Source organism: Saccharopolyspora oryzae (genome assembly GCF_027853915.1).
GTDB lineage: Bacteria > Actinomycetota > Actinomycetes > Mycobacteriales > Pseudonocardiaceae > Saccharopolyspora > Saccharopolyspora oryzae.
The window spans coordinates 73,247-93,953 of record NZ_JAQGLA010000006.1; the positions used below are offsets into that span (position 1 = coordinate 73,247).

At 68.4% G+C, this 20,707-nt stretch carries 18 protein-coding genes; all 18 read left to right on the forward strand.

Translation table 11 applies throughout. The annotated features are described in order from the left end of the window. The first annotated feature begins 74 nt into the window (after positions 1 to 74). On the forward strand, positions 75 to 4,175 hold the full coding sequence (locus OU415_RS06115) for a type VII secretion system-associated protein (RefSeq protein WP_270947594.1): 4,101 nt from the start codon (positions 75 to 77) through the stop codon (positions 4,173 to 4,175). Positions 4,176 to 4,194: 19 nt separating this feature from the next. Beyond that, positions 4,195 to 7,968, forward strand: a complete 3,774-nt coding sequence (locus OU415_RS06120; RefSeq protein ID WP_270947595.1) for an ADP-ribosylglycohydrolase family protein — start codon at positions 4,195 to 4,197, stop codon at positions 7,966 to 7,968. Then, complete coding sequence (locus OU415_RS06125) at positions 7,965 to 9,560, forward strand: TNT domain-containing protein (RefSeq protein ID WP_270947596.1); 1,596 nt, start codon at positions 7,965 to 7,967, stop codon at positions 9,558 to 9,560. Before OU415_RS06120 ends, OU415_RS06125 begins: the two co-directional genes overlap by 4 nt. A 509-nt stretch (positions 9,561 to 10,069) precedes the next feature. After that, the gene (gene rpsL, locus OU415_RS06130; RefSeq protein ID WP_093155402.1) at positions 10,070 to 10,444 is read left to right on the forward strand and encodes a 30S ribosomal protein S12; all 375 of its coding nucleotides are present in this window, start codon (positions 10,070 to 10,072) and stop codon (positions 10,442 to 10,444) included. Then, a complete protein-coding gene (rpsG, locus tag OU415_RS06135) occupies positions 10,444 to 10,914 on the forward strand; it encodes a 30S ribosomal protein S7 (RefSeq protein WP_093155232.1) in 471 nt (156 codons plus the stop codon). Before rpsL ends, rpsG begins: the two co-directional genes overlap by 1 nt. A 77-nt stretch (positions 10,915 to 10,991) precedes the next feature. Next, positions 10,992 to 13,094: an elongation factor G gene (fusA, locus tag OU415_RS06140; protein ID WP_270947597.1), complete on the forward strand. Its 2,103-nt coding sequence runs from the start codon at positions 10,992 to 10,994 to the stop codon at positions 13,092 to 13,094. A 201-nt stretch (positions 13,095 to 13,295) separates the two neighbouring features. Continuing rightward, the gene (gene tuf / locus OU415_RS06145; protein WP_270947598.1) at positions 13,296 to 14,489 is read left to right on the forward strand and encodes an elongation factor Tu; all 1,194 of its coding nucleotides are present in this window, start codon (positions 13,296 to 13,298) and stop codon (positions 14,487 to 14,489) included. Positions 14,490 to 15,205: 716 nt separating this feature from the next. Continuing rightward, the gene (gene rpsJ / locus OU415_RS06150) at positions 15,206 to 15,511 is read left to right on the forward strand and encodes a 30S ribosomal protein S10 (protein ID WP_009948626.1); all 306 of its coding nucleotides are present in this window, start codon (positions 15,206 to 15,208) and stop codon (positions 15,509 to 15,511) included. Positions 15,512 to 15,544: 33 nt separating this feature from the next. Next, positions 15,545 to 16,195 (forward strand): 50S ribosomal protein L3, encoded by a 651-nt coding sequence (gene rplC, locus OU415_RS06155; protein ID WP_270947599.1) that lies wholly within the window; start codon positions 15,545 to 15,547, stop codon positions 16,193 to 16,195. Next, positions 16,195 to 16,878, forward strand: coding sequence for a 50S ribosomal protein L4 (rplD, locus tag OU415_RS06160; protein ID WP_270947600.1), 684 nt, complete (start codon positions 16,195 to 16,197; stop codon positions 16,876 to 16,878). The genes rplC and rplD overlap by 1 nt, the downstream gene beginning before the upstream one ends. Beyond that, on the forward strand, positions 16,875 to 17,174 hold the full coding sequence (rplW, locus tag OU415_RS06165; protein ID WP_270947601.1) for a 50S ribosomal protein L23: 300 nt from the start codon (positions 16,875 to 16,877) through the stop codon (positions 17,172 to 17,174). The genes rplD and rplW overlap by 4 nt, the downstream gene beginning before the upstream one ends. Positions 17,175 to 17,203: 29 nt before the next feature. Then, on the forward strand, positions 17,204 to 18,037 hold the full coding sequence (gene rplB / locus OU415_RS06170; protein WP_270947602.1) for a 50S ribosomal protein L2: 834 nt from the start codon (positions 17,204 to 17,206) through the stop codon (positions 18,035 to 18,037). Between the two features lie 18 nt (positions 18,038 to 18,055). Beyond that, positions 18,056 to 18,337 carry a 30S ribosomal protein S19 gene (gene rpsS, locus OU415_RS06175; protein WP_270947603.1) on the forward strand — a complete coding sequence of 94 codons (282 nt, stop codon included), beginning with the start codon at positions 18,056 to 18,058 and terminating at the stop codon, positions 18,335 to 18,337. 43 nt (positions 18,338 to 18,380) lie between these two features. Then, a complete protein-coding gene (rplV, locus tag OU415_RS06180) occupies positions 18,381 to 18,800 on the forward strand; it encodes a 50S ribosomal protein L22 (protein ID WP_029536138.1) in 420 nt (139 codons plus the stop codon). Next, positions 18,800 to 19,633, forward strand: a complete 834-nt coding sequence (rpsC, locus tag OU415_RS06185) for a 30S ribosomal protein S3 (RefSeq protein ID WP_270947604.1) — start codon at positions 18,800 to 18,802, stop codon at positions 19,631 to 19,633. The genes rplV and rpsC overlap by 1 nt, the downstream gene beginning before the upstream one ends. A 3-nt stretch (positions 19,634 to 19,636) precedes the next feature. Next, positions 19,637 to 20,056 (forward strand): 50S ribosomal protein L16, encoded by a 420-nt coding sequence (gene rplP / locus OU415_RS06190; protein WP_270947605.1) that lies wholly within the window; start codon positions 19,637 to 19,639, stop codon positions 20,054 to 20,056. After that, entirely contained in the window at positions 20,056 to 20,298 is a 243-nt protein-coding gene (gene rpmC / locus OU415_RS06195) for a 50S ribosomal protein L29 (protein ID WP_270929395.1), read from the forward strand. The genes rplP and rpmC overlap by 1 nt, the downstream gene beginning before the upstream one ends. Further along, entirely contained in the window at positions 20,295 to 20,573 is a 279-nt protein-coding gene (gene rpsQ / locus OU415_RS06200) for a 30S ribosomal protein S17 (protein WP_093155214.1), read from the forward strand. Before rpmC ends, rpsQ begins: the two co-directional genes overlap by 4 nt. The last annotated feature ends 134 nt before the right edge of the window (positions 20,574 to 20,707 follow it).

The following is a 20,707-nucleotide window of genomic DNA, read 5'->3' on the forward strand; positions in this document are numbered from 1 at the left end:
CCTGCGATCCGCAGCCAGGTTGCAGTGCGTGAGCCCGCGGACTTCGCAGCTGGCCGGGGGAAGGTGAACTGATAGTGGATCACGAAGGTGCAGTCCGGAACCCGAGCAATGACTCCCGCACGTCGTCGCTCGAGGTTCGGACGACCGCGGATGCAGCGGCCGCGCATGCCGACAAGGCCAGTCGGTACGGCCTATTCACCGAGAGTGAGCCCGGCGGCGACTTCCCGATCGGGCTGAAGGACTTCAACCTGTCCCCTGCGGGCCAGGAGCAGAACGCGGAGTCGGCAAACCGTCAGGCCAATCCCGACTGCCGGTCGTCATCGGTTGAGCGCGCGGGACCTCCGGTGAATTGGATCGATCGGGGGATGCGTTGGGCGATGGCCGGTCATATCGATCAGCACGTCCTCCTCGAGCTGATTGCCAAAGCCGTGTTGCCCGTTCTCATGACGCCGGACGGGCATCCGATGACGCTCCAAGATCCGGACGGTCCTCGCTTGACGGCCTTTGCCGCAAGTTGCCTGGTACCGGACGATGTACGTGCGAAGCCGATGTACGTGCCCAGGCTGTTGAAAGCGCTCCCCCCGGATGCGTTCCTGGTGGTCAACGGCGTTGCCGAGCTGCAGGCGAAGTTCCTGGTTGCGGACTTGGTAGCTGCGCTGCGTGATATCGGCCTGCTCGTGGACAACCCATCGGGCGGGCTTGATGTTGGGCCAGCGATCTGGGTGGAGCAGAGCGCGCGACTCACCAAGCTGGTCGACGAGCCGACGTTCGATGCGATCGAGCAGACGCTGGCCCGGTGGGGGAAGCTCAGCGAGACCACCGTCCCGCGTGCCCGTCAGATCGAGCTTGGGATCAACGCGGTCGAAGTGCTGGTCCAGGGCGGGATCGCCGATCCGGACGTGCTTGCGGCAACGGCTGCTTTCCGGGGCGTCGAAATCCTGTACGGCGGCTCCCGCACCATTGTGATCAGCGGGGACGAGGAGACGCGTGCGCGTGCCATCTTGCGCTCGGCGACGAGCCCGCGCGAACCGTCGTCCGATGTCAACCCGGCGCGTGCTGAGGTCGTGGCGGATCTCGTGTACCACTTCTACGTGGAGCACTTGCGTGCGATGCCCTGGCAGACGCGAGCGGTCGTACTCGCCAATCGGTTTGCCGACGCCATCACGCCTTGGGTGCAGGCCGATGTGCGCGAGCACCGGAAGTCCGAACTCTCCATCGAGCTGCTGACGTGCGCGAAGGACTTCCCTGAGGAGCTGCGCGCGCTGTTCGCCGAGCGGGTGACGGGGCTCGATCCGGCCAGGCCGGAGCCGTACAAGCTGAGACCGGAGCCGCGGCTGTCGATCACTTCTCCGGATCAGGCCATCGACTGCGCCCGCGAGGATCTCGGCGTACTGGTTGATCCGGTGCACGTGGAGGACATCGGGCCGGCATACCTAGTGCGCTCAGAGGCTGACGCCTCTCAGGTCTACTTCGTGCACAAAGTGTGGGAAACCGTCACCATCGAGGACGACCGCAGGGGTATTGCTCGCTCGTACTGCATCAAGTACGACGTGTTTCCGCTTGACCCGAAGTGGGAACACGCCCGACCGGGATTCCAACCGCAACCCGCGCCTGCTCAAATGCCCATTGGGGCTCCTGCACAGGTTGGCGGTCCGATGCAGGGCGGAGAGGGCCAAGCAGATCCTTCCCGAACTGCGTTGAGTGACAGTGGCTTAGCGGAAACTCCGGCCTCGACCCAACAGGATGCCGATGGAGATCGTCCTGCGGACGCGATCGCGGGCCCCACGCTGATCGGTGTGTACTCGATGGCTTCGGGCGATGGACCGCAGCGGGTCGCGGAGTTTCGGTGGAGCACGGAGGCCGGGGTCACCGTCGAGGTTTTCGACCAGGAGTGGGGCAAGGTCGCGCTGTACCACTACCACCGGGGTGTCTCGTTGGTGTCCGAGAAGCGCGATGTGCTTCCCAGCGAGGGCCCCGAGTTCATGCGCGCGCTCCTGAAGCGCAACGACATGAGCTACTACCGTTTCGTCGACGAGAGTGCGCAGGATCAGCCGGTGAGTCGTCGAGCCGGGGATGCGGAGGTGGACATGAGCCAGCCGCAGGGTGTGGAGATGACCGCGCTGGAGCAGGCGATTGCGCGGTTCAGCACTGGGCAGGGGCCCGTCGAGGACGTCTACCGGGAGTTCCTGGTCGCCAGGACGTTCTTGATCACTGCGCCGGATTCGTCGCCCGCGTACTTCCGGATCGCGGATCAGCCGAAGGAGCAGATCTGGGTCTGCACCGACGAAAGCGCGGCGCCGGATTTGGGGATGCCGGAACTGGGACCGACGGGCACCGTCCCGGTCAACGGCTACCGGTTGCTGCCGCTGCTCGCTGATCGGAACGTGCGCATCCTCACCCGCGGTGACGTGATGGACCTGATGATCATCGGTTCGCGGGCAGTGCTGCTCTCGGCCCCGGAGATCACGGACCAGGTGCGAGCAGAGGGGCTGAAGAAGCCCGGCACCTGGCTGGGCGTGCCGGATCGCATGTTGCGCGAAAAGCCGTGGGAGGGCGTCCCCGAGCGCCTTGTCGTCGGCGAGTACTGGGTCGATGAGAACGGGACCGTCACCGATCAGTACCGACCGAACCCCGCGTACCGGCCTTCCCCGAGGACTTTGGGGTTCCCGGAGCCGGAGAGCAGGCTTGAGCATTTCCTCCAGCTGCACGTCACTGACCAGATTTCCGAACGGACTCTGGTGAAGGTGCTCAACCAGTCGGTGATCGTCCTCGCGGCGCACGAGGATGGTGTGCCTGCGGCGTTTCAGCTCGGTGACCGGCCGACGCTCGTTGCCGCCTCGGCCTCCGAGCACATCCCCGGCTTCGCCAAGGGGAAGGTCAAGGCAACTTTTGCCGAAATGACGCCTGCTTTCAAAGAGACCGACTTGGTCATCGATCTGGGTACGCGCCACCAGACCCATCTTCCCGGGCAACTGCTGCTGGAGGTGCTGGCATCACTGGAGCAGGAGAAGCCCAGTGATGCGGGGCAGCAGCGTCCAGCGACAACGCCTCAGCAGCCCGCCCAGCCCGAGCCTGCTCCGAAGCCGATTGATCCGCAGGAGCGGTTCATGGGGGCGATGCTCGCTGGGGCGGTGGGGGATGCGCTCGGGTATGCCATCGAGTTCCACGACATCGATCTCATCCGGCGGACGCACGGCGATGCCGGGCTGACCGCTCCGGTGCTGCGGGATGGTTCCGCGCACATCTCCGATGACACGCAGATGATGCTGTTCACGCTCGAGGGGCTCATCCGGGCTCATGTGGCTCGGCGGATGAATCCGGTGGACAACGACCCCGTTCCCGAGGTGCAGCACGCCTACCAGCGGTGGTTCCACACGCAGAACCAGCCGTGGGCGCAGGCCGGTGGTCCGTACGCGCGGCACCTCCAGCAGCCCGACGGGTGGCTGATCACGAACCGCGAGTTGTTCAGCGCGCGGGCTCCAGGGAGCACGTGCATGTCTGCGTTGGCGCGGTTCGCGCAGACGCACCAGCACGCCACCCTGCAGAACCCGGTCAACGACTCCAAGGGCTGCGGCGGGGTCATGCGGGCCGCTCCGGTGGCGGTGTGGTCGAACGATCCCGCCGAGGTCTTCCACGCCGCGGTCGGCACCGCCGCGCTGACGCACAGCCATCCCAGCGGTTACCTGTCCGCCGGGGTGCTCGCCGTGATCGTGCACCAGCTCATCCGGGACGTGCCGCTGCCGGAATCCGTGAGGCTGGCTCGGGAACTGCTGCTGCGGTGGCGCGGGCACGAGGAGCAGGTGCAGGTCCTCGACAAGGCCGTTGAGCTCGCTCAGCAGGGGCCGGTCGCTCCTGAGGTGATCAAGGACACCCTCGGTCAGGGGTGGGTCGGGGAGGAAGCTCTCGCGATCGGGCTCTACGCCGCGCTGGCCACGGATAACCTGCGGGACGCGCTGCTGCTGTCGGTGAACCACTCGGGGGACTCGGACTCCACGGGGATCGTGTGCGGCAACATTGCGGGGGCTCTGCACGGGGCTCGGGCCGTTCCGCCGGAGTGGCTCGCGTCCCTGGAGCTGCGCGGGGTGATCGAGGCGCTGGCGCGGGACGCGCTCGCCGAGTTCAGCCCCGGGCCGCCGACCGATCCGGCCTGGACTCGGCGCTACCCGGCCTGGTGACCACGAGGGAGAAATCGCGATGACCGACGCTCGACCGCCGCAGCTGTCGTGGGCGGAGCGCTTTCGCGGCGCGATGCTCGGCGGTGCCGTCGGCGACGCTCTCGGCGCCGGGGTGCGCAACCGGAGCACCAGCGAGATCCAGCAGTGGTTCGGCCCGCAGGGCGTCGTCGACTACCTGCCCGTCTACGGGCGGCGCGGCGCGGTCACCGACCTTACGCAGCTCAGCGTGTTCACCTTGGAAGCACTGCTGCGCGCGAAGGCCGCACGTTCCGGCAGCGGGTGGCTGCCGACCGAGTTCATCTTCACGAACTACCTGCGCTGGCTGTACACCCAGGGCGTGCCGTGGGACTACGCGATGTCGGCGTACCTGTCGACGGAGCCCGCGCCCAACAGCTGGCTGCTCGAACGGCCGGAGCTGTACTCGACCCGCAACCCGGGCGGCACGGGCCTGCTCGTGATCGGGCGGACGGCGGAGCAGTCCCCGCTGGGCGCCGACGGCACGCTGCGCCCACCGATGAAACTGGACGGTTCGGCGGAGTTCACGGTCTGGGCCGCGCCCGCCATGGCGTGGTCGAACGTGCCGGAAGAGGTGTACTCGGTCGGTGCCGCGGCCGCGAACCTGCTCACCTCCGGGCCGAACTCGATCGCCGCCGCCGGACTGCACAGCGACGTGCTGGCGCAGCTGGTCAGGGGCGTGCCGCTGTGGGACGCGGTGTCGACGTCCGACCACCACCGGCTCGGCAACGCCTACTGGACGGGCAAGGTGCCGGCCGACGTGCGCAGGACGGTGCACGCCGCGATGTTCGTCGGGCAGCGCGGCGTCCGCCCGAACCCGCGGGACCTCGACGTCGAGTTCGACCTGGACGAGAAGCCCGGCGAGCTCGGGATCGCGCTGGCCGCGGTGGGCAGCACCCGCAACTTCGCCGACGCGGTGCGGGTCGCCGTGAACCAGTCCGGCGACAGCTCCGCCACCGGTGCGCTGGCGGGGCAGCTCGCCGGTGCGATCTACGGGCCGGGCGGGATTCCCGCGCAGTGGCTGGACGAACTCGAACTGCGCCAGATCATCGACACCCTCTGCGCGGACGCCGCCGAGGCCTTCGCACCGCCACCGCCGCCGCAGTGGGCGCAGCGGTACGTGCCGAACTCGCGGTCGTTCGGCGGCCCGCGGGAGCTCACCGGCCCGAACACCGTCGAAGGCGCTGCCGAGCAGACCATGGTCCTGCCGGCCGTTCCGGCGGCGGACGACACACCTCCGCAGGGACAGCCGAGCCGGCGCTCGACGAACATCGGGGCGCCGACGTTCCCCAGCTCCGCGAAGAGCGACCTGTCGAGCACCGGGCCGATCCCGGTGCCGAGCCTGCGCTCCGCCGAGGTGCCTGCGGAGACCACCGCGGTGTTCCCGGCGATCCGGGACGAGGAGCCGTTAGCGGACGCGCCGCAGATCGGGGCCTTCCCACCGCCGAGCGAGCCCCGGATCGTGGAGCCCGAGGACGCCGGGATCGTCGTGCCGGAGATTGTCGAGGCCGACCCGGCGGAGTTCGTCGAGTCGGAGGAGGCAGTCGTCGACCGGGAGGTCGCGGAGCGCATCGTCCGCGAAGCGGCGGACCTCGACCGCACCCCTGCGCCGGAATTCGCCGTTGACGAGGAAGAGGCGGTCGCCGACGAGCCGGAAGAAGCAGCCGTCGACCGGGAAGTCGCGGAGCGGATCGTCCGCGAAGCATCCGACCGCGGCCGGATCTCCGTGCCGGACGCCAACGCCGTTGCCGCTGGGGCGGATCTGACCACCGACACCGAGCCCGAGCAGATCCAGGACGACGGTGCTCCCTCCGAGGAGCCCGAGCCGCTGATCGTCGTGCCGGACGCGGATGCCGTTGCTGCCGGATCCGGTCTGACCGCCGACGAGCTCGAAGATCCGGAGGACGCCGGCGAAGCAGCTCCCGAGACGAGCTCCGACCTGCTGGAAGGTGTTGCGGACGAAGAGGTTCCGACTCCTGCGGTCGAGGAGGCGCCCGTCGTTCCGGAGGACCTGCCGGAGCGCGAGCCGGTCGGCGTGAAGACGCCTGCGCGCGCGCCGATCGACCTCGCACCGGCCGGCCACGACCTGGCGGCCGAACTCGACGAGGACACCGACGAACCGGAGACCGCCGTCGAGCAGGTCGTCCCGATGCCGCTGGCCGACGTCGAAGACGACGCCGAGGTGGAGAGCGCCGTCGTGCCGGACGACACCGCCGACGTCGAGGAAGAAGACGTCGTCGCCGACGACGCCGCAGCGGAACCCGGGGAGTCCGAACCGGTCGCCGCGATGTCGCTGGTCAGCGCTGCCGATGAGCCGGTGGAGCACGAAGGAGCCGAGTCCGACGCGCCGGTCGTCGACCACATCCCGACGCGGAAGGTGATCCGCCTCGCGGCCCCGGTCGAGGCCGAGCCCGCCGACGAGGAACCGGACACCGGGCAGCCCGAGTCCGAACAGGACACCCCCGAGCCGACCCCGGCGGTGCGCCCCCGAGGCGGGCACCGCAAGGCGGACGGCCCGGACGACAGCGCGCCGTCGCTGACCGAGCGGGTGCTGGGCAGCTTCCTCGGCGGCGCCCTGGGCGATTCGCTCGGCTCGGACCTCGAGTTCATCACCGCCGAGGCGATCACGGCGCGCTTCGGCGCCGACGGCCCTTCTGGCCTGCGCGAGGCCTACGGCGTGCGCGGGGCGATCACCGACGACACCCAGATGACGCTGTTCACCGCCGAGGGCCTGATCCGCGGCAGCATCGCGAACCGGATGCTCGGCAGCGAGGACCCGCTGCCCGAGGTCCAGCTCGCCTACCAGCGCTGGCTGCACACGCAGGGCGTGGACTGGGATGCCGCGGCGGGCCCGTTCGCCTCCGACTACCCGGCGCCGGACGGCTGGCTGGTCGAGGTGCCGGGCCTGTTCGCGACCCGCGCGCCGGGCAAGACGGTGTGGCGCGCGCTGGCCCGGTTCGGCGACGGCCACCCGGCCGGTTCGCTCACCGAGCGGATCAACGACTCCAAGGGCTGCGGTGGTGCGATGCGCGCCGCCCCGGTCGCGCTGTGGTCCGCCGATCCCGCCGAGGTGTTCCGCCTCGCCGCTCGCACCGCCGCGCTGACGCACAGCCACCCCGCCGGCTACCACTCCGCCGGGGCGCTGGCCGTGATCGTCCAGCAGGCGCTGCTCGGCCGCGGTCTCGACGACGGCGTGTGGCTCGCCCTGCAGGTCCTGGAGACCTGGGAGGACCACGAGGAGACCAGCGCCGCGCTCAAGGCCGCCGTCCAGCTCGCCGAGGCGGGCACGCCGACGCCGCAGCAGGTCGCGGAGCAGCTCGGCGGCGGCTGGGTCGGTGAGGAAGCGCTGGCCATCGCGGTGTGCGCGGCTCTGGTCGGCGGCGACGACGTCGAGCAGGCGCTGCGGATCGCCGTGCACCACGACGGCGACAGCGACTCGACCGGTGCGATCTGCGGCAACATCGTCGGCGCGCTGCACGGCGTCGCCGCGCTGCCGGTGGACTGGCTGGCCGACCTGGAGCTGCGCGACGTGGTCGAGCAGATCGCGCTGGACTGCGTGGCCGAGTTCGGGCACGGCGCGTTCCAGCCGGCCCAGGCCGCGATCGAGCCGCCCACCGGCGAGGACTGGAACGAGCGCTACCCGGTCCGCCCGCACTGGTCGGCGACGCCCGAGCCGGCCGTCGCCGCGCCGGGCCCGGACTTCCCGGCACCCAAGCCGGCACCGCGCCGCATCAACGGCGTCGCGCACGAAGAACTGCCCGAGGGGGAGGACGAATGATCCTGGGGACGCCGATCCCCGGCACGCACGGCCTGGTCGATGGGGAGTACCGGCAAGACGTGCCGCTCGACCGAGCCGAGGCGGTGCTGTTCGTGCAGCACGACGAGGCCCGCCCGGTGCGGTCGGGCTTCCCGGCCCCGGCGTCCTACGGCGGGTTCCCGGACCGCTCCGCGCAGCAGCGCGACCTGGTCCGGGCGCTGGGCGACGCGGTCGCCGCCGGGCTGCCGGACGGCTGGCAGCAGGCGGAGGTCGGCTGCACCGCGCTGGGTACTCGACTCGAGATCACCGCCACGGTCACCACCGATGGCAAGCACCAGTGGATCCCCACCCAGGACGTCGTCGACGTGCTGCGACGGCACCGCGAGGTCTCCTTCCACCCGGCGACCGGTGCCTGGACCTCCGCGGGCTTCCACATCAGCCGGGACGGCTCGGACTTCCACACCGGTCACGACGAGCCGGCCTGGACCAAGGCGCCCGAGGACAACCGCGCCTACTACGAGGAACTGCGCTACTACCCGAGCAACACCATCCCGCAATGGCTGCTGGAACCGGCCTGGGCGCACTTCGCGGAGCACCGGGACCTCGACGAGCGCGCCGAGCCGGTCCGGATGGCCGAGCTCTTCGACGGCCGCGACGCCGAGAACCGCCCGCTGGTGCACCGGCCGGCGCTCACCTGGGTCGAGAAGCAGTTGGTGCTCTACTACCTGCACGGCGGCGAGATCCTGCTGCGCGCGTACAGCACGGACCCCGACGAGGTGGACCCGCAGCGCCCGCCGGAGGTGCCCAAGCAGTTCCACACCGACGGCACCTGGGTGTGGCCGCTGGCGATGGCCTACTACCTGGAAGCGCACGACATCGCGCCGCCGCGCGACTTCCTCGACCACATCCGGAGCCTGGGCCACGAACCGCCGCGGGAGATCGCCGACCGCGCGGCCGCCGAGGCCAAGGCGCTGGTGCTCGGCGGCGATCCCGACGCGCTGCAGCAGTTCGACCCGGCCGGCGCGATCGACCTGGCCCGCGGCTTCATCAGCGCGATGGGCATGAGCACCCGCTTCTACAGCTTCGAGGAGCCGGTCGAGGGCGGCTGGAGCATGCTCCGCGGCCCCGACGGCTGGTGGTCGGTGTTCTGCCTCGACCAGGGCCGGGTGAAGAACCGGTCCCGCTTCGCCGACCCGTACGCCGCCGCGGCTCACCTGATCGGTGCGATGTCGCTCACGCGGACCCAGTTCCTGCGGGAGCCGGACGAGCCGCTGCAGGACTTCGAGTGCCGGTACGAGCCGTTCCCCGGCGAACCGCCGCTGGCGTCCTACGACAACAAGTTCTTGGTGACGTTGCGCGCGGGGGACGAGGTCGACCGGTTCGGCGAGCCGACCGGCAACACCGTGTTCGTGGCCGGCACCACGCTGCCGCAGCGGTCGGTGCCGCCGCAGCAGCCGCCGGGGGAGTACCGCCGGTACCGGGTGGTCACCGGCTTCGACGTCATCTCCGGGGTCGCCAAACCGGACTTCGGCCAGGTCGGGGGCGGTACCGCCTTCGTCCTGCCCGACGACGTGCGCGCGCTCGTGGCGGGCGGCTGGCTGGCCGAGGTCTGACCGGACCCCTCCGATCGCAGCGCGGCGGGCCGCCGCGCTGCGATCCGTCTCGCCTGCCGGGAGACCCTTGTCACGGTAGGTACAGTGGTGCACGACTTGATGAGAGCTCGCACTCCTGAGGTGGCGCGGCGGCAGCGCCGGGTGATCGAGCAGGTCAAGGGGGACCCCGTTTTGACCCTCTGAGAACGGGGCAGGTATCTTTGTTTATCGGACCCGACACCCATCGGGTCGATCCGCATGCCCGTGCATGACGTGGTCCCCGTTTTCGGGCGACTGCGCCAGCGCCGAGGATGTGCGGAACTCCTCTCGACAACCCCACCGGGGTCGTTCCCGCTGGGGTGCATCAGCGCCGCAAGGCCGAGAAGAGGGCGACACGCCCGACCTCGTGGGCGGGGGAGTTCCGAACCACAGTGCCTGACAGGTGCTCGACGCCAGGGCACGCCGAAGCTCGAACGAGCGGCCGCTTGGTCGAGTACCAGAAGACGCGAACGCTGACAGAAAGCCGGTCCATGCCCACCATCCAGCAGCTGGTCCGTAAGGGCCGCCAGGACAAGGTCGCCAAGACCAAGACCGCGGCGCTCAAGGGGAGCCCGCAGCGGCGTGGCGTGTGCACCCGCGTGTACACCACCACCCCCAAGAAGCCCAACTCGGCCCTGCGCAAGGTCGCCCGTGTGAAGCTGAGCAGCGGCATCGAGGTCACGGCCTACATCCCCGGTGAGGGTCACAACCTGCAGGAGCACTCGATCGTGCTCGTTCGTGGCGGCCGTGTGAAGGACCTTCCCGGTGTGCGCTACAAGATCCTCCGCGGTTCCGCTGACACCCAGGGTGTGAAGAACCGCAAGCAGTCTCGCAGCAAGTACGGTGCGAAGAAGGAGAAGAGCTGATGCCCCGCAAGGGTCCGGCCCCGAAGCGGCCGCTGCACGCCGACCCCGTCTACGGGTCGCCGCTGGTCACGCAGCTGGTCAACAAGGTCCTGGTCGACGGCAAGCGTTCGCTGGCCGAGCGGATCGTCTACGCGGCGCTGGAAGGCTGCCGGGAGAAGACCGGCACCGACCCGGTCGTCACGCTCAAGCGTGCTCTGGACAACGTGAAGCCGACCCTGGAGGTCCGCAGCCGCCGCGTCGGTGGCGCGACCTACCAGGTGCCGATCGAGGTGCGCGCCGGTCGTTCGACCACCCTCGCGCTGCGCTGGCTGGTCAGCTACTCGCGGGCCCGCCGCGAGAAGACCATGGTCGAGCGCCTGATGAACGAGCTGCTGGACGCCAGCAACGGTCTCGGCGCGAGCGTCAAGAAGCGCGAAGACACGCACAAGATGGCGGAGTCCAACAAGGCCTTCGCGCACTACCGCTGGTGATGTCGGGTCGGCTCTTGCCCGCCTTGGCACACCGCTTCAACAGCTTGCACCTGCTGTAGGGAACGGGGAACAAACTCGTGGCACGCGACGTGCTGACTGACCTGACCAAGGTCCGCAACATCGGCATCATGGCCCACATCGATGCGGGCAAGACCACCACGACCGAGCGGATCCTGTACTACACCGGGATCACCCACAAGCTCGGTGAGACGCACGACGGCGCTTCCCAGATGGACTGGATGGAGGAGGAGCAGAAGCGGGGTATCACCATCACCTCGGCTGCCACCACCACCTTCTGGGGCGACACCCAGATCAACATCATCGACACCCCGGGCCACGTCGACTTCACCGTCGAGGTGGAGCGTTCGCTGCGCGTGCTCGACGGCGCGGTCGCGGTGTTCGACGGCAAGGAGGGTGTCGAGCCGCAGTCCGAGCAGGTCTGGCGCCAGGCGGACAAGTACGACGTTCCGCGCATCTGCTTCGTCAACAAGATGGACAAGCTGGGTGCGGACTTCTACTTCACGGTCAAGACCATCGAGGACCGGCTGCACGCCACCCCGCTGGTCATCCAGCTGCCCATCGGCGCCGAGTCGGACTTCGAGGGCGTCATCGACCTGGTCAAGATGAAGGCTCTGACCTGGCGCGGTGAGGTCCAGAAGGGCACGGACTACGAGGTCGAGGAGATCCCGGCCGAGCTCGCCGACAAGGCCGCCGAGTACCGCGAGAAGCTGGTCGAGGCTGTCGCGGAGACCGACGAGGCCCTGATGGAGGCCTACTTCGGCGGCGAGGAGCTGACCGAGGACCAGATCAAGGCCGGCATCCGGAAGCTCACCACCAGCCGCGAGGCCTTCCCGGTCCTGTGCGGTACCGCGTTCAAGAACAAGGGCGTCCAGCCCATGCTCGACGCGGTGGTGGACTACCTGCCGTCGCCGCTGGACGTCCCGCCGGTGCAGGGCACCCTGCAGGACGGCGAGACCCCGGCGGAGCGCAAGCCGAGCACCGAGGAGCCGTTCGCCGCGCTGGTCTCGAAGATCGCGGTTCACCCGTTCTTCGGCAAGCTGACCTACATCCGCGTCTACTCGGGCAAGGTCGCTTCCGGCGCCCAGGTCATCAACTCGACCAAGGGCAAGAAGGAGCGCATCGGGAAGATGTTCCAGATGCACTCCAACAAGGAGAACCCGGTGGAGGAGGTGCAGGCCGGCCACATCTACGCGGTGATCGGCCTGAAGGACACCACCACCGGTGACACCCTGTGCGACGCGGCGAACCCGATCGTGCTCGAGTCGATGACCTTCCCGGAGCCGGTCATCGAGGTGGCCATCGAGCCCAAGACGAAGGCCGACCAGGAGAAGCTCTCCACGGCGATCCAGAAGCTCGCCGAGGAAGACCCCACGTTCCAGGTCAAGCTGGACGAGGAAACCGGTCAGACCATCATCAAGGGCATGGGTGAGCTGCACCTTGAGGTGCTGGTCAACCGCATGAAGACCGACTTCAAGGTCGAGGCGAACATCGGTAAGCCGCAGGTGGCCTACCGCGAGACGATTCGCAAGTCGATCGAGAAGTACGAGTACACGCACAAGAAGCAGACCGGTGGTTCCGGTCAGTTCGCGCGCGTGATCATCGCCCTCGACCCGATCGAGCAGGGCGCCGACGCCCCGACCTACGAGTTCGAGAACAAGGTCACGGGCGGCCGGGTCCCGCGGGAGTACATCCCGTCGGTCGACCAGGGTGCGCAGGACGCGATGCAGTACGGCGTGCTGGCCGGCTACCCGCTGGTCGGCGTGAAGGTGACCTTGCTCGACGGCCAGTACCACGAGGTCGACTCCTCGGAAATGGCCTTCAAGGTCGCTGGTTCGATGGCGCTCAAGGAGTCCGCCGCCAAGGCGTCCCCGGCGCTGCTCGAACCGATGATGGCGGTCGAGGTGACCACGCCCGAGGACTACATGGGCGATGTCATCGGCGACCTGAACTCCCGCCGCGGCCACATCCAGGCCATGGAGGAGCGCAGCGGTACCCGCGTCGTCAAGGCCCTCGTGCCGCTGTCGGAGATGTTCGGGTATGTCGGCGACCTGCGGTCCAAGACCCAGGGTCGTGCCAACTACTCGATGGTGTTCGACTCCTACGCCGAGGTTCCGGCGAACGTGGCGAAGGAGATCATCGCCAAGGCAACGGGCGAGTGACCCGCTGCTCGGCCCCGGGTGACCGGGACCGGGCGCAGGCGACGCCTCGCGAAGGCGACCGGGGAGCAATCCCCTCCAGTTCGGCGGCGTGCGGGCCGAGATCCGCAAGGGCAGCGGCCCGCACGTCACCTACCCGACAGGACTCCGCCTGGCACACCAAGTCGTACGGCGGAAAGTTAACAAGTCCAGGAGGACAATCCAGTGGCTAAGGCGAAGTTCGAGAGGGACAAGCCGCACGTCAACATCGGGACCATCGGTCACGTTGACCACGGCAAGACCACGCTCACCGCGGCCATCACCAAGGTTCTGCACGACAAGCACCCGGAGCTGAACCCCTTCACGCCGTTCGACGAGATCGACAAGGCGCCGGAGGAGCGCGAGCGCGGCATCACCATCCAGATCGCGCACGTCGAGTACCAGACCGAGAAGCGTCACTACGCTCACGTCGACGCCCCGGGTCACGCCGACTACGTGAAGAACATGATCACCGGTGCCGCGCAGATGGACGGCGCGATCCTGGTGGTCGCGGCGACCGACGGCCCGATGCCGCAGACCCGCGAGCACGTGCTGCTGGCCCGCCAGGTCGGCGTGCCGTACATCCTGGTCGCGCTGAACAAGTCCGACATGGTCGACGACGAGGAGATCCTCGAGCTCGTCGAGATGGAGGTCCGCGAGCTGCTGTCCGCCCAGGACTTCCCGGGCGACGACGTGCCGGTGGTCCGCGTCTCCGCGCTGAAGGCGCTCGAGGGCGACGCCGAGTGGGCCGAGAAGATCGTCGAGCTGATGGACGCGGTCGACGAGAACGTCCCGGACCCGGTCCGCGACGTCGAGAAGGCCTTCCTGATGCCGATCGAGGACGTCTTCTCGATCACCGGCCGCGGCACCGTCGTGACCGGCCGCATCGAGCGCGGCGTCATCAACGTGAACGAGGAGGTGGAGATGGTCGGTATCAAGGAGAAGCCGATCAAGACCACCGTCACCGGCGTTGAGATGTTCCGCAAGCTGCTCGACCAGGGCCAGGCGGGCGACAACGTGGGTCTGCTGATCCGCGGCGTCAAGCGCGAAGAGGTCGAGCGCGGCATGGTCGTCGTGAAGCCCGGCACCACCACCCCGCACACCGAGTTCGACGCGCAGGTCTACATCCTGTCGAAGGACGAGGGCGGGCGTCACACGCCGTTCTTCAACAACTACCGTCCGCAGTTCTACTTCCGGACCACCGACGTGACCGGTGTGGTGACCCTCCCCGAGGGCACCGAGATGGTCATGCCGGGCGACGACACCGCGATGTCGGTGCAGCTGATCCAGCCCATCGCGATGGACGAGGGTCTGCGCTTCGCCATCCGCGAGGGTGGCCGCACCGTCGGTGCCGGTCGCGTCACCAAGATCCACAAGTGACGTGGCGAGGGCCCGCTTCCGCTCCGGTGGAGGCGGGCCCTCTGCATTCGGCCAACAACTTGCTGCCGAGAACCTGTCTTTGAAGCGGCGAAGCCGCTTAGCCCACGCACGCAGGGTGACCACCGGCGGGTTCTCAGGCGTCGTCCTCGCGAGGACAGCCCCGACGCCGTGTATTGGACATACATAAGTCGGGGCTCCCGCAGTCGAGGCGGCGTCTGAGGTTCCGCTACGGGACCACCCCCGCAAGTTGGGTGCAGCACAGTTTTTGGCTGAAAGCGACCCCCGATTTTGGCTGGCACAGGCTGTGTGTCATCCTGTATGGGTTGCTCGTTCAGGGCGGCTGGAAATTCGGAGCACTTCGAAGGTCCGGCCGCCTTGCTGCGAGAGCCTCGGGCCCTTGTTCTGGTTCAGGACCGCTCTCTGGTGGTGCTGATGCCGCCGGTTTCCGGTTGGCGGACCGAACGGGGCGCAAGAAGGTGTACGAGCCGCGAGGCTCACCCCATCGGCGACGTTCGTGGGGACCGGTCTGCGATAGCTGGGCGACACGCCCGACCGCGTGTACCGGGCACCAGATACCTGAACAGGGGCGGACTGAGAGCTGTGGCGGCTCCCGGGATCGGGGACCACACCAGGCTGAAGCCGCGTGGGGCACCGGTGCGGTGCGCCCGCACCCAAGACCAAACCGCGGCACGAGACTAGAGGAACGGCAAGCCACTATGGCGGGACAGAAGATCCGCATCCGGCTCAAGGCCTACGACCACGAGGCGATCGACGCGTCTGCGCGCAAGATCGTCGAGACCGTGACGCGCACCGGCGCTCGGGTCGTTGGGCCGGTGCCGCTGCCCACGGAGAAGAACGTCTACTGCGTCATCCGCTCCCCGCACAAGTACAAGGACTCGCGGGAGCACTTCGAGATGCGGACGCACAAGCGGCTCATCGACATCCTCGAACCGACGCCGAAGACGGTTGACGCGCTGATGCGCATCGACCTGCCGGCCAGCGTCGACGTGAACATCCAGTAAGCGGCGACGAGGTAGCTGGAGAGAACGAGACCTATGTCTGACAGGCAGATCAAGGGGATTCTGGGCACCAAGCTCGGCATGACCCAGGTCTTCGACGACAAGAACCGGATTGTCCCGGTGACGGTCGTTCAGGCCGGGCCGAACGTGGTTACCCAGATTCGGACCCCCGAGAAGGACGGCTACTCGGCCGTGCAGCTGGCGTTCGGCGCCATCGACCCGCGCAAGGTGAACAAGCCGCGGAGCGGCCACTTCACCAAGGCCGGCGTCACCCCGCGCCGCCACGTCGTCGAGCTGCGCACCGCGGACGCCGGCGAGTACGAGCTGGGCCAGGAGATCAGCGCCGACCTCTTCGAGGCGGGCGCCGTGGTCGACGTGGTCGGCACCAGCAAGGGCAAGGGCTTCGCGGGCACCATCAAGCGCCACGGCTTCCGCAGCCAGGGCGCGAGCCACGGTACCCAGGCGGTGCACCGCAAGCCCGGTTCCATCGGTGGCTGCGCCACCCCCGGTCGCGTGTTCAAGGGCATGCGGATGGCCGGGCGCATGGGTCGGGACCGCGTCACCACCCAGAACCTGAAGGTCCACAAGGTGGAGGCCGAGACCGGTCTCCTGCTGATCAAGGGCGCAGTGCCCGGCCCCAAGGGCGGCCTGGTCCTGGTCAAGAGCCCTGCGAAGGGTGGTGCGTGATGAGCCTGACGCTCGACGTCCGTACCCCGGACGGTAAGACCGACGGCACCGTCGAACTGCCCGCCGAGATCTTCGACGCGCAGGCGAACGTGGCGCTGATGCACCAGGTCGTGGTGGCCCAGCTGGCCGCTGCGCGCCAGGGCACCCACGCCACCAAGACGCGCGGCATGGTGTCCGGCGGCGGCAAGAAGCCGTACCGCCAGAAGGGCACCGGCAACGCCCGCCAGGGCTCGATCCGCGCCCCGCAGTTCACCGGCGGTGGCACCGTCCACGGCCCGCAGCCGCGGGACTACTCCCAGCGGACCCCGAAGAAGATGAAGGTCGCCGCCCTGCGCGGTGCCCTCTCCGACCGGGTTCGCGCCGGCCAGCTGCACGTGGTGACCGGTGTGGTCGGCGGCGAGCAGCCGTCCACCAAGTCGGCCAAGACCGCGCTGCGGAACTGGACCGAGTCCAAGAAGGTTCTGGTTGTGCTCAACCGCCACGAGGAGGAGAACTCCTGGCTGAGCCTGCGGAACCTGCAGAACGTGCACCTGATCGACCCCGGTCAGCTGAACACCTACGACGTGCTGAACAGCGACGACGTGGTGTTCACCAAGGCCGCGTTCGAGCGCTTCGTCGCTGGTCCGGCCAAGGGCCGGTCGGTCAAGGCCGCCGCGTCTTCCGCCGAGGAGGCAGAGCAGTGAGCGCCGACCCGCGAGACATCATCCTGGCGCCGGTGATCTCCGAGAAGAGCTACGGGCTCCTCGAGCAGGGGCAGTACACCTTCCTGGTGGACCCCCGCTCGAACAAGACCGAGATCAAGATCGCGGTCGAGAAGATCTTCGACGTCAAGGTCACCAGCGTCAACACGATCAACCGCGAGGGCAAGCGCAAGCGGAGCCGCACCGGCTTCGGCAAGCGCAAGAACACCAAGCGGGCGATCGTCACCCTGTCGCCGGAGAGCAAGCCGATCGAGATCTTCGGCGGACCGGCCGCCTGAGGGCTGATTAGGACGAGGTTGCGTTAACCATGGGCATTCGCAAGTACAAGCCGACGACGCCGGGGCGTCGTGGCAGCAGCGTGTCCGACTTCGCCGAGATCACCCGGTCGGAGCCGGAGAAGTCGCTCGTGCGTCCGCTGAACCGCAAGGCGGGTCGCAACGCGCAGGGCAAGATCACCACGCGCCACAAGGGCGGCGGTCACAAGCGGGCCTACCGCTTGATCGACTTCCGTCGCAACGACAAGGACGGTGTGCCGGCCAAGATCGCGCACATCGAGTACGACCCGAACCGCAGTGCTCGGATCGCGCTCCTGCACTACGCCGACGGCGAGAAGCGCTACATCATCGCGCCGAACAACGTGAAGCAGGGCGACGCGATCGAGAGCGGTCCTCGGGCCGACATCAAGCCGGGCAACAACCTGCCGCTGCGCAACATCCCGACCGGCACCGTGATCCACGCGATCGAGATCCGCCCCGGACAGGGCGCGAAGATCGCTCGCTCGGCCGGTGCCCGGGTGCAGCTGGTGGCCAAGGACGGCCCGTACGCCCAGCTGCGGATGCCTTCGGGCGAGATCCGCAACGTGGACGCGCGGTGCCGGGCCACCGTCGGCGAGGTCGGCAACTCGGAGCACGCCAACATCAACTGGGGCAAGGCCGGCCGCATGCGGTGGAAGGGCAAGCGCCCGACCGTCCGCGGTGTCGTCATGAACCCGGTGGACCACCCGCACGGTGGTGGTGAGGGTAAGACCTCCGGTGGTCGACACCCGGTCAACCCGAAGGGCAAGCCGGAGGGGCGCACCCGCCGCAACAAGCCCAGTGACAAGCTCATCGTCCGCCGCCGTCGCACCGGCAAGAAGCGCTGAGCAGGGAGGTAAGCAAACATGCCACGCAGCCTGAAGAAGGGCCCGTTCGTGGACGACCACCTGCTCAAGAAGGTGGACGCGCTGAACGAGTCCAACAAGAAGACCGTGATCAAGACCTGGTCCCGCCGGTCCACGATCATTCCGGACATGCTGGGGCACACCTTCGCGGTGCACGACGGCCGGAAGCACGTCCCGGTGTTCGTCACCGAGGCGATGGTCGGGCACAAGCTGGGCGAATTCGCCCCGACCCGCACCTTCAAGGGCCACGTCAAGGAAGACCGGAAGTCGCGCCGCCGCTGAGGCGGGTCTGTGACACGAACGAGTAAGAGCAAGGGGTAGCAGGATGACAGCCCGTACCGACTCCACTGCAGCGGAGGAATTCCCGCACGCAGTGGCGCGGGCCCGGTTCGTCCGCGTGTCGCCGATGAAGGCGCGCCGCGTGGTCGAGCTCATCAAGGGCCGGAGTGCCGCCGATGCCCTGGCCGTGCTCCAGTTCGCGCCGCAGACCGCCAGCGGTCCGGTGTCGAAGGTGCTCGCCAGTGCGATCGCCAACGCTGAGAACAACCTCTCCCTCGACCCGGAGACGCTGGTCGTGCGCCACGCCTACGTGGACGAGGGGCCGACGTTGAAGCGGTTCCGGCCGCGCGCGCAGGGCCGTGCGTACCGGATCCGCAAGCGGACCAGCCACATCACGGTCGAGGTCGAGTCCCGGCCGAAGGCGGCGACCAAGTCCCGAAAGAGCCAGAAGGGGAGTGCCCGGTAGTGGGTCAGAAGATCAACCCGCACGGCTTCCGACTCGGCATCACCACGGACTGGAAGTCCCGCTGGTACGCCGACAAGCAGTACTCGGAGTACGTCGCGGAGGACGTCAAGATCCGCCGGCAGCTGTCTCGCGGCATGGAGCGCGCTGGGATCTCGAAGGTTGAGATCGAGCGCACCCGCGAGCGGGTCCGCGTGGACATCCACACCGCTCGGCCGGGCATCGTGATCGGTCGCCGCGGTGCTGAGGCGGACCGCATCCGCGGTGCGCTGGAGAAGCTGACCGGCAAGCAGGTCCAGCTGAACATCCTCGAGGTCAAGAACCCCGAGGCGGACGCCCAGCTGGTCGCGCAGGGCGTGGCCGAGCAGCTGTCCAACCGCGTGTCCTTCCGCCGCGCGATGCGCAAGGCCATCCAGTCGGCCATGCGTTCGCCGCAGGTCAAGGGCATCCGGGTGCAGTGCGGCGGTCGTCTGGGCGGCGCGGAGATGTCCCGCTCGGAGTTCTACCGCGAGGGTCGGGTCCCGCTGCACACGCTGCGCGCGGACATCGACTACGGCTTCTTCGAGGCCCGCACCACCTTCGGGCGCATCGGCGTCAAGGTGTGGATCTACAAGGGCGAGCTGGTCGGTGGCCTGAAGCAGAAGCAGCAGGAGTCCGAGGTCCGCCCGCCGCGCGGCGGCGACCGCGGTGACCGCGGTGGCCGTTCGGACCGCGGCGGTCGTCGCCGGGGTGCCGGCGCGGACCGCGCTGCAGCTGACAAGTCCGCCAAGGCCGAGAAGGCCGCGGAGGGCGAGCAGCCGCAGGCTGCACCGGCTGAAGAGAAGACGGAGGGCTGAGACGTGCTCGTCCCACGCAGGGTGAAGTGGCGCAAGAGCCACGCACCGAAGCGCAAGGGCTTCGCCAAGGGTGGCACCAAGATCAGCTTCGGTGAGTACGGCATTCAGGCGATCGAGCACGGCTACGTGACCAACCGCCAGATCGAATCGGCCCGTATCGCGATCAACCGGCACGTCAAGCGTGGCGGCAAGGTGTGGATCAACATCTTCCCGGACCGCCCGCTGACCAAGAAGCCCGCCGAAACCCGTCAGGGTTCCGGTAAGGGTTCGCCGGAGTCCTGGGTCGCCAACGTCAAGCCCGGACGCATCATGTTCGAGCTGACCTTCCCGAACGAGAAGACGGCGATCGAGGCGCTGACCCGTGCGGCGCACAAGCTCCCGATGAAGTGCAAGATCGTGTCCCGCGAGGGTGGTGACTTCTGATGGCAGCGGGTGTCACCGCTTCCGAGCTCCGCGAGCTTAACGACGAGGAGCTCGTCCAGCGGCTGAAGGAAGCGAAGGAGGAGCTGTTCAACCTCCGCTTCCAGATGGCCACCGGTCAGCTGAGCAACAACCGGCGGCTGCGCACGGTCCGGCAGGACATCGCCCGGATCTACACGATCATGCGAGAGCGTGAACTCGGCCTGACGGTTTCCCCCGAAGGCGCTGAGGAGGGCGCGGCATGAGCGAGAAAGAAGGACAGGGCGTGGAGCGCAACCGTCGCAAGGTGCGCGAGGGCTACGTCGTCTCGGACAAGATGGACAAGACGATCGTGGTCTCCCTCGAGGACCGCAAGAAGCACGCCCTCTACGGCAAGGTCATGCGCCAGACCAGCAAGGTCAAGGCGCACGACGAGGCCAACTCGGCCGGCGTCGGCGACCGCGTGCTGCTGATGGAGACTCGGCCGCTGTCGGCCAGCAAGCGCTGGCGGCTCGTCGAGATCCTCGAGAAGGCCAAGTAAGACGAAGGTGTGCGGCCCGGCTGGCCGCGGGGAAACCCAGCGGCCAGCCGGGCTTCGTGCCGGAAGTTGACCGCGCGCGTCAGGTCGGCAATTTGGCGCGCCAGAGTGTGCTCGGGCAACCGAGCCCGGGTACT

Excerpts from the sequence above, each read along its gene's own strand:
- OU415_RS06120 (WP_270947595.1), top strand. The coding sequence starts at position 4,195 with ATGACCGACGCTCGACCGCCGCAGCTGTCGTGGGCGGAGCGCTTTCGC.
- OU415_RS06125 (WP_270947596.1), top strand. The coding sequence starts at position 7,965 with ATGATCCTGGGGACGCCGATCCCCGGCACGCACGGCCTGGTCGATGGG.
- rpsL (WP_093155402.1), top strand. The coding sequence starts at position 10,070 with ATGCCCACCATCCAGCAGCTGGTCCGTAAGGGCCGCCAGGACAAGGTC.
- rpsG (WP_093155232.1), top strand. The coding sequence starts at position 10,444 with ATGCCCCGCAAGGGTCCGGCCCCGAAGCGGCCGCTGCACGCCGACCCC.
- rpsJ (WP_009948626.1), top strand. The coding sequence starts at position 15,206 with ATGGCGGGACAGAAGATCCGCATCCGGCTCAAGGCCTACGACCACGAG.
- rplC (WP_270947599.1), top strand. The coding sequence starts at position 15,545 with ATGTCTGACAGGCAGATCAAGGGGATTCTGGGCACCAAGCTCGGCATG.
- rplD (WP_270947600.1), top strand. The coding sequence starts at position 16,195 with ATGAGCCTGACGCTCGACGTCCGTACCCCGGACGGTAAGACCGACGGC.
- rplB (WP_270947602.1), top strand. The coding sequence starts at position 17,204 with ATGGGCATTCGCAAGTACAAGCCGACGACGCCGGGGCGTCGTGGCAGC.
- rpsS (WP_270947603.1), top strand. The coding sequence starts at position 18,056 with ATGCCACGCAGCCTGAAGAAGGGCCCGTTCGTGGACGACCACCTGCTC.
- rplV (WP_029536138.1), top strand. The coding sequence starts at position 18,381 with ATGACAGCCCGTACCGACTCCACTGCAGCGGAGGAATTCCCGCACGCA.
- rpmC (WP_270929395.1), top strand. The coding sequence starts at position 20,056 with ATGGCAGCGGGTGTCACCGCTTCCGAGCTCCGCGAGCTTAACGACGAG.
- rpsQ (WP_093155214.1), top strand. The coding sequence starts at position 20,295 with ATGAGCGAGAAAGAAGGACAGGGCGTGGAGCGCAACCGTCGCAAGGTG.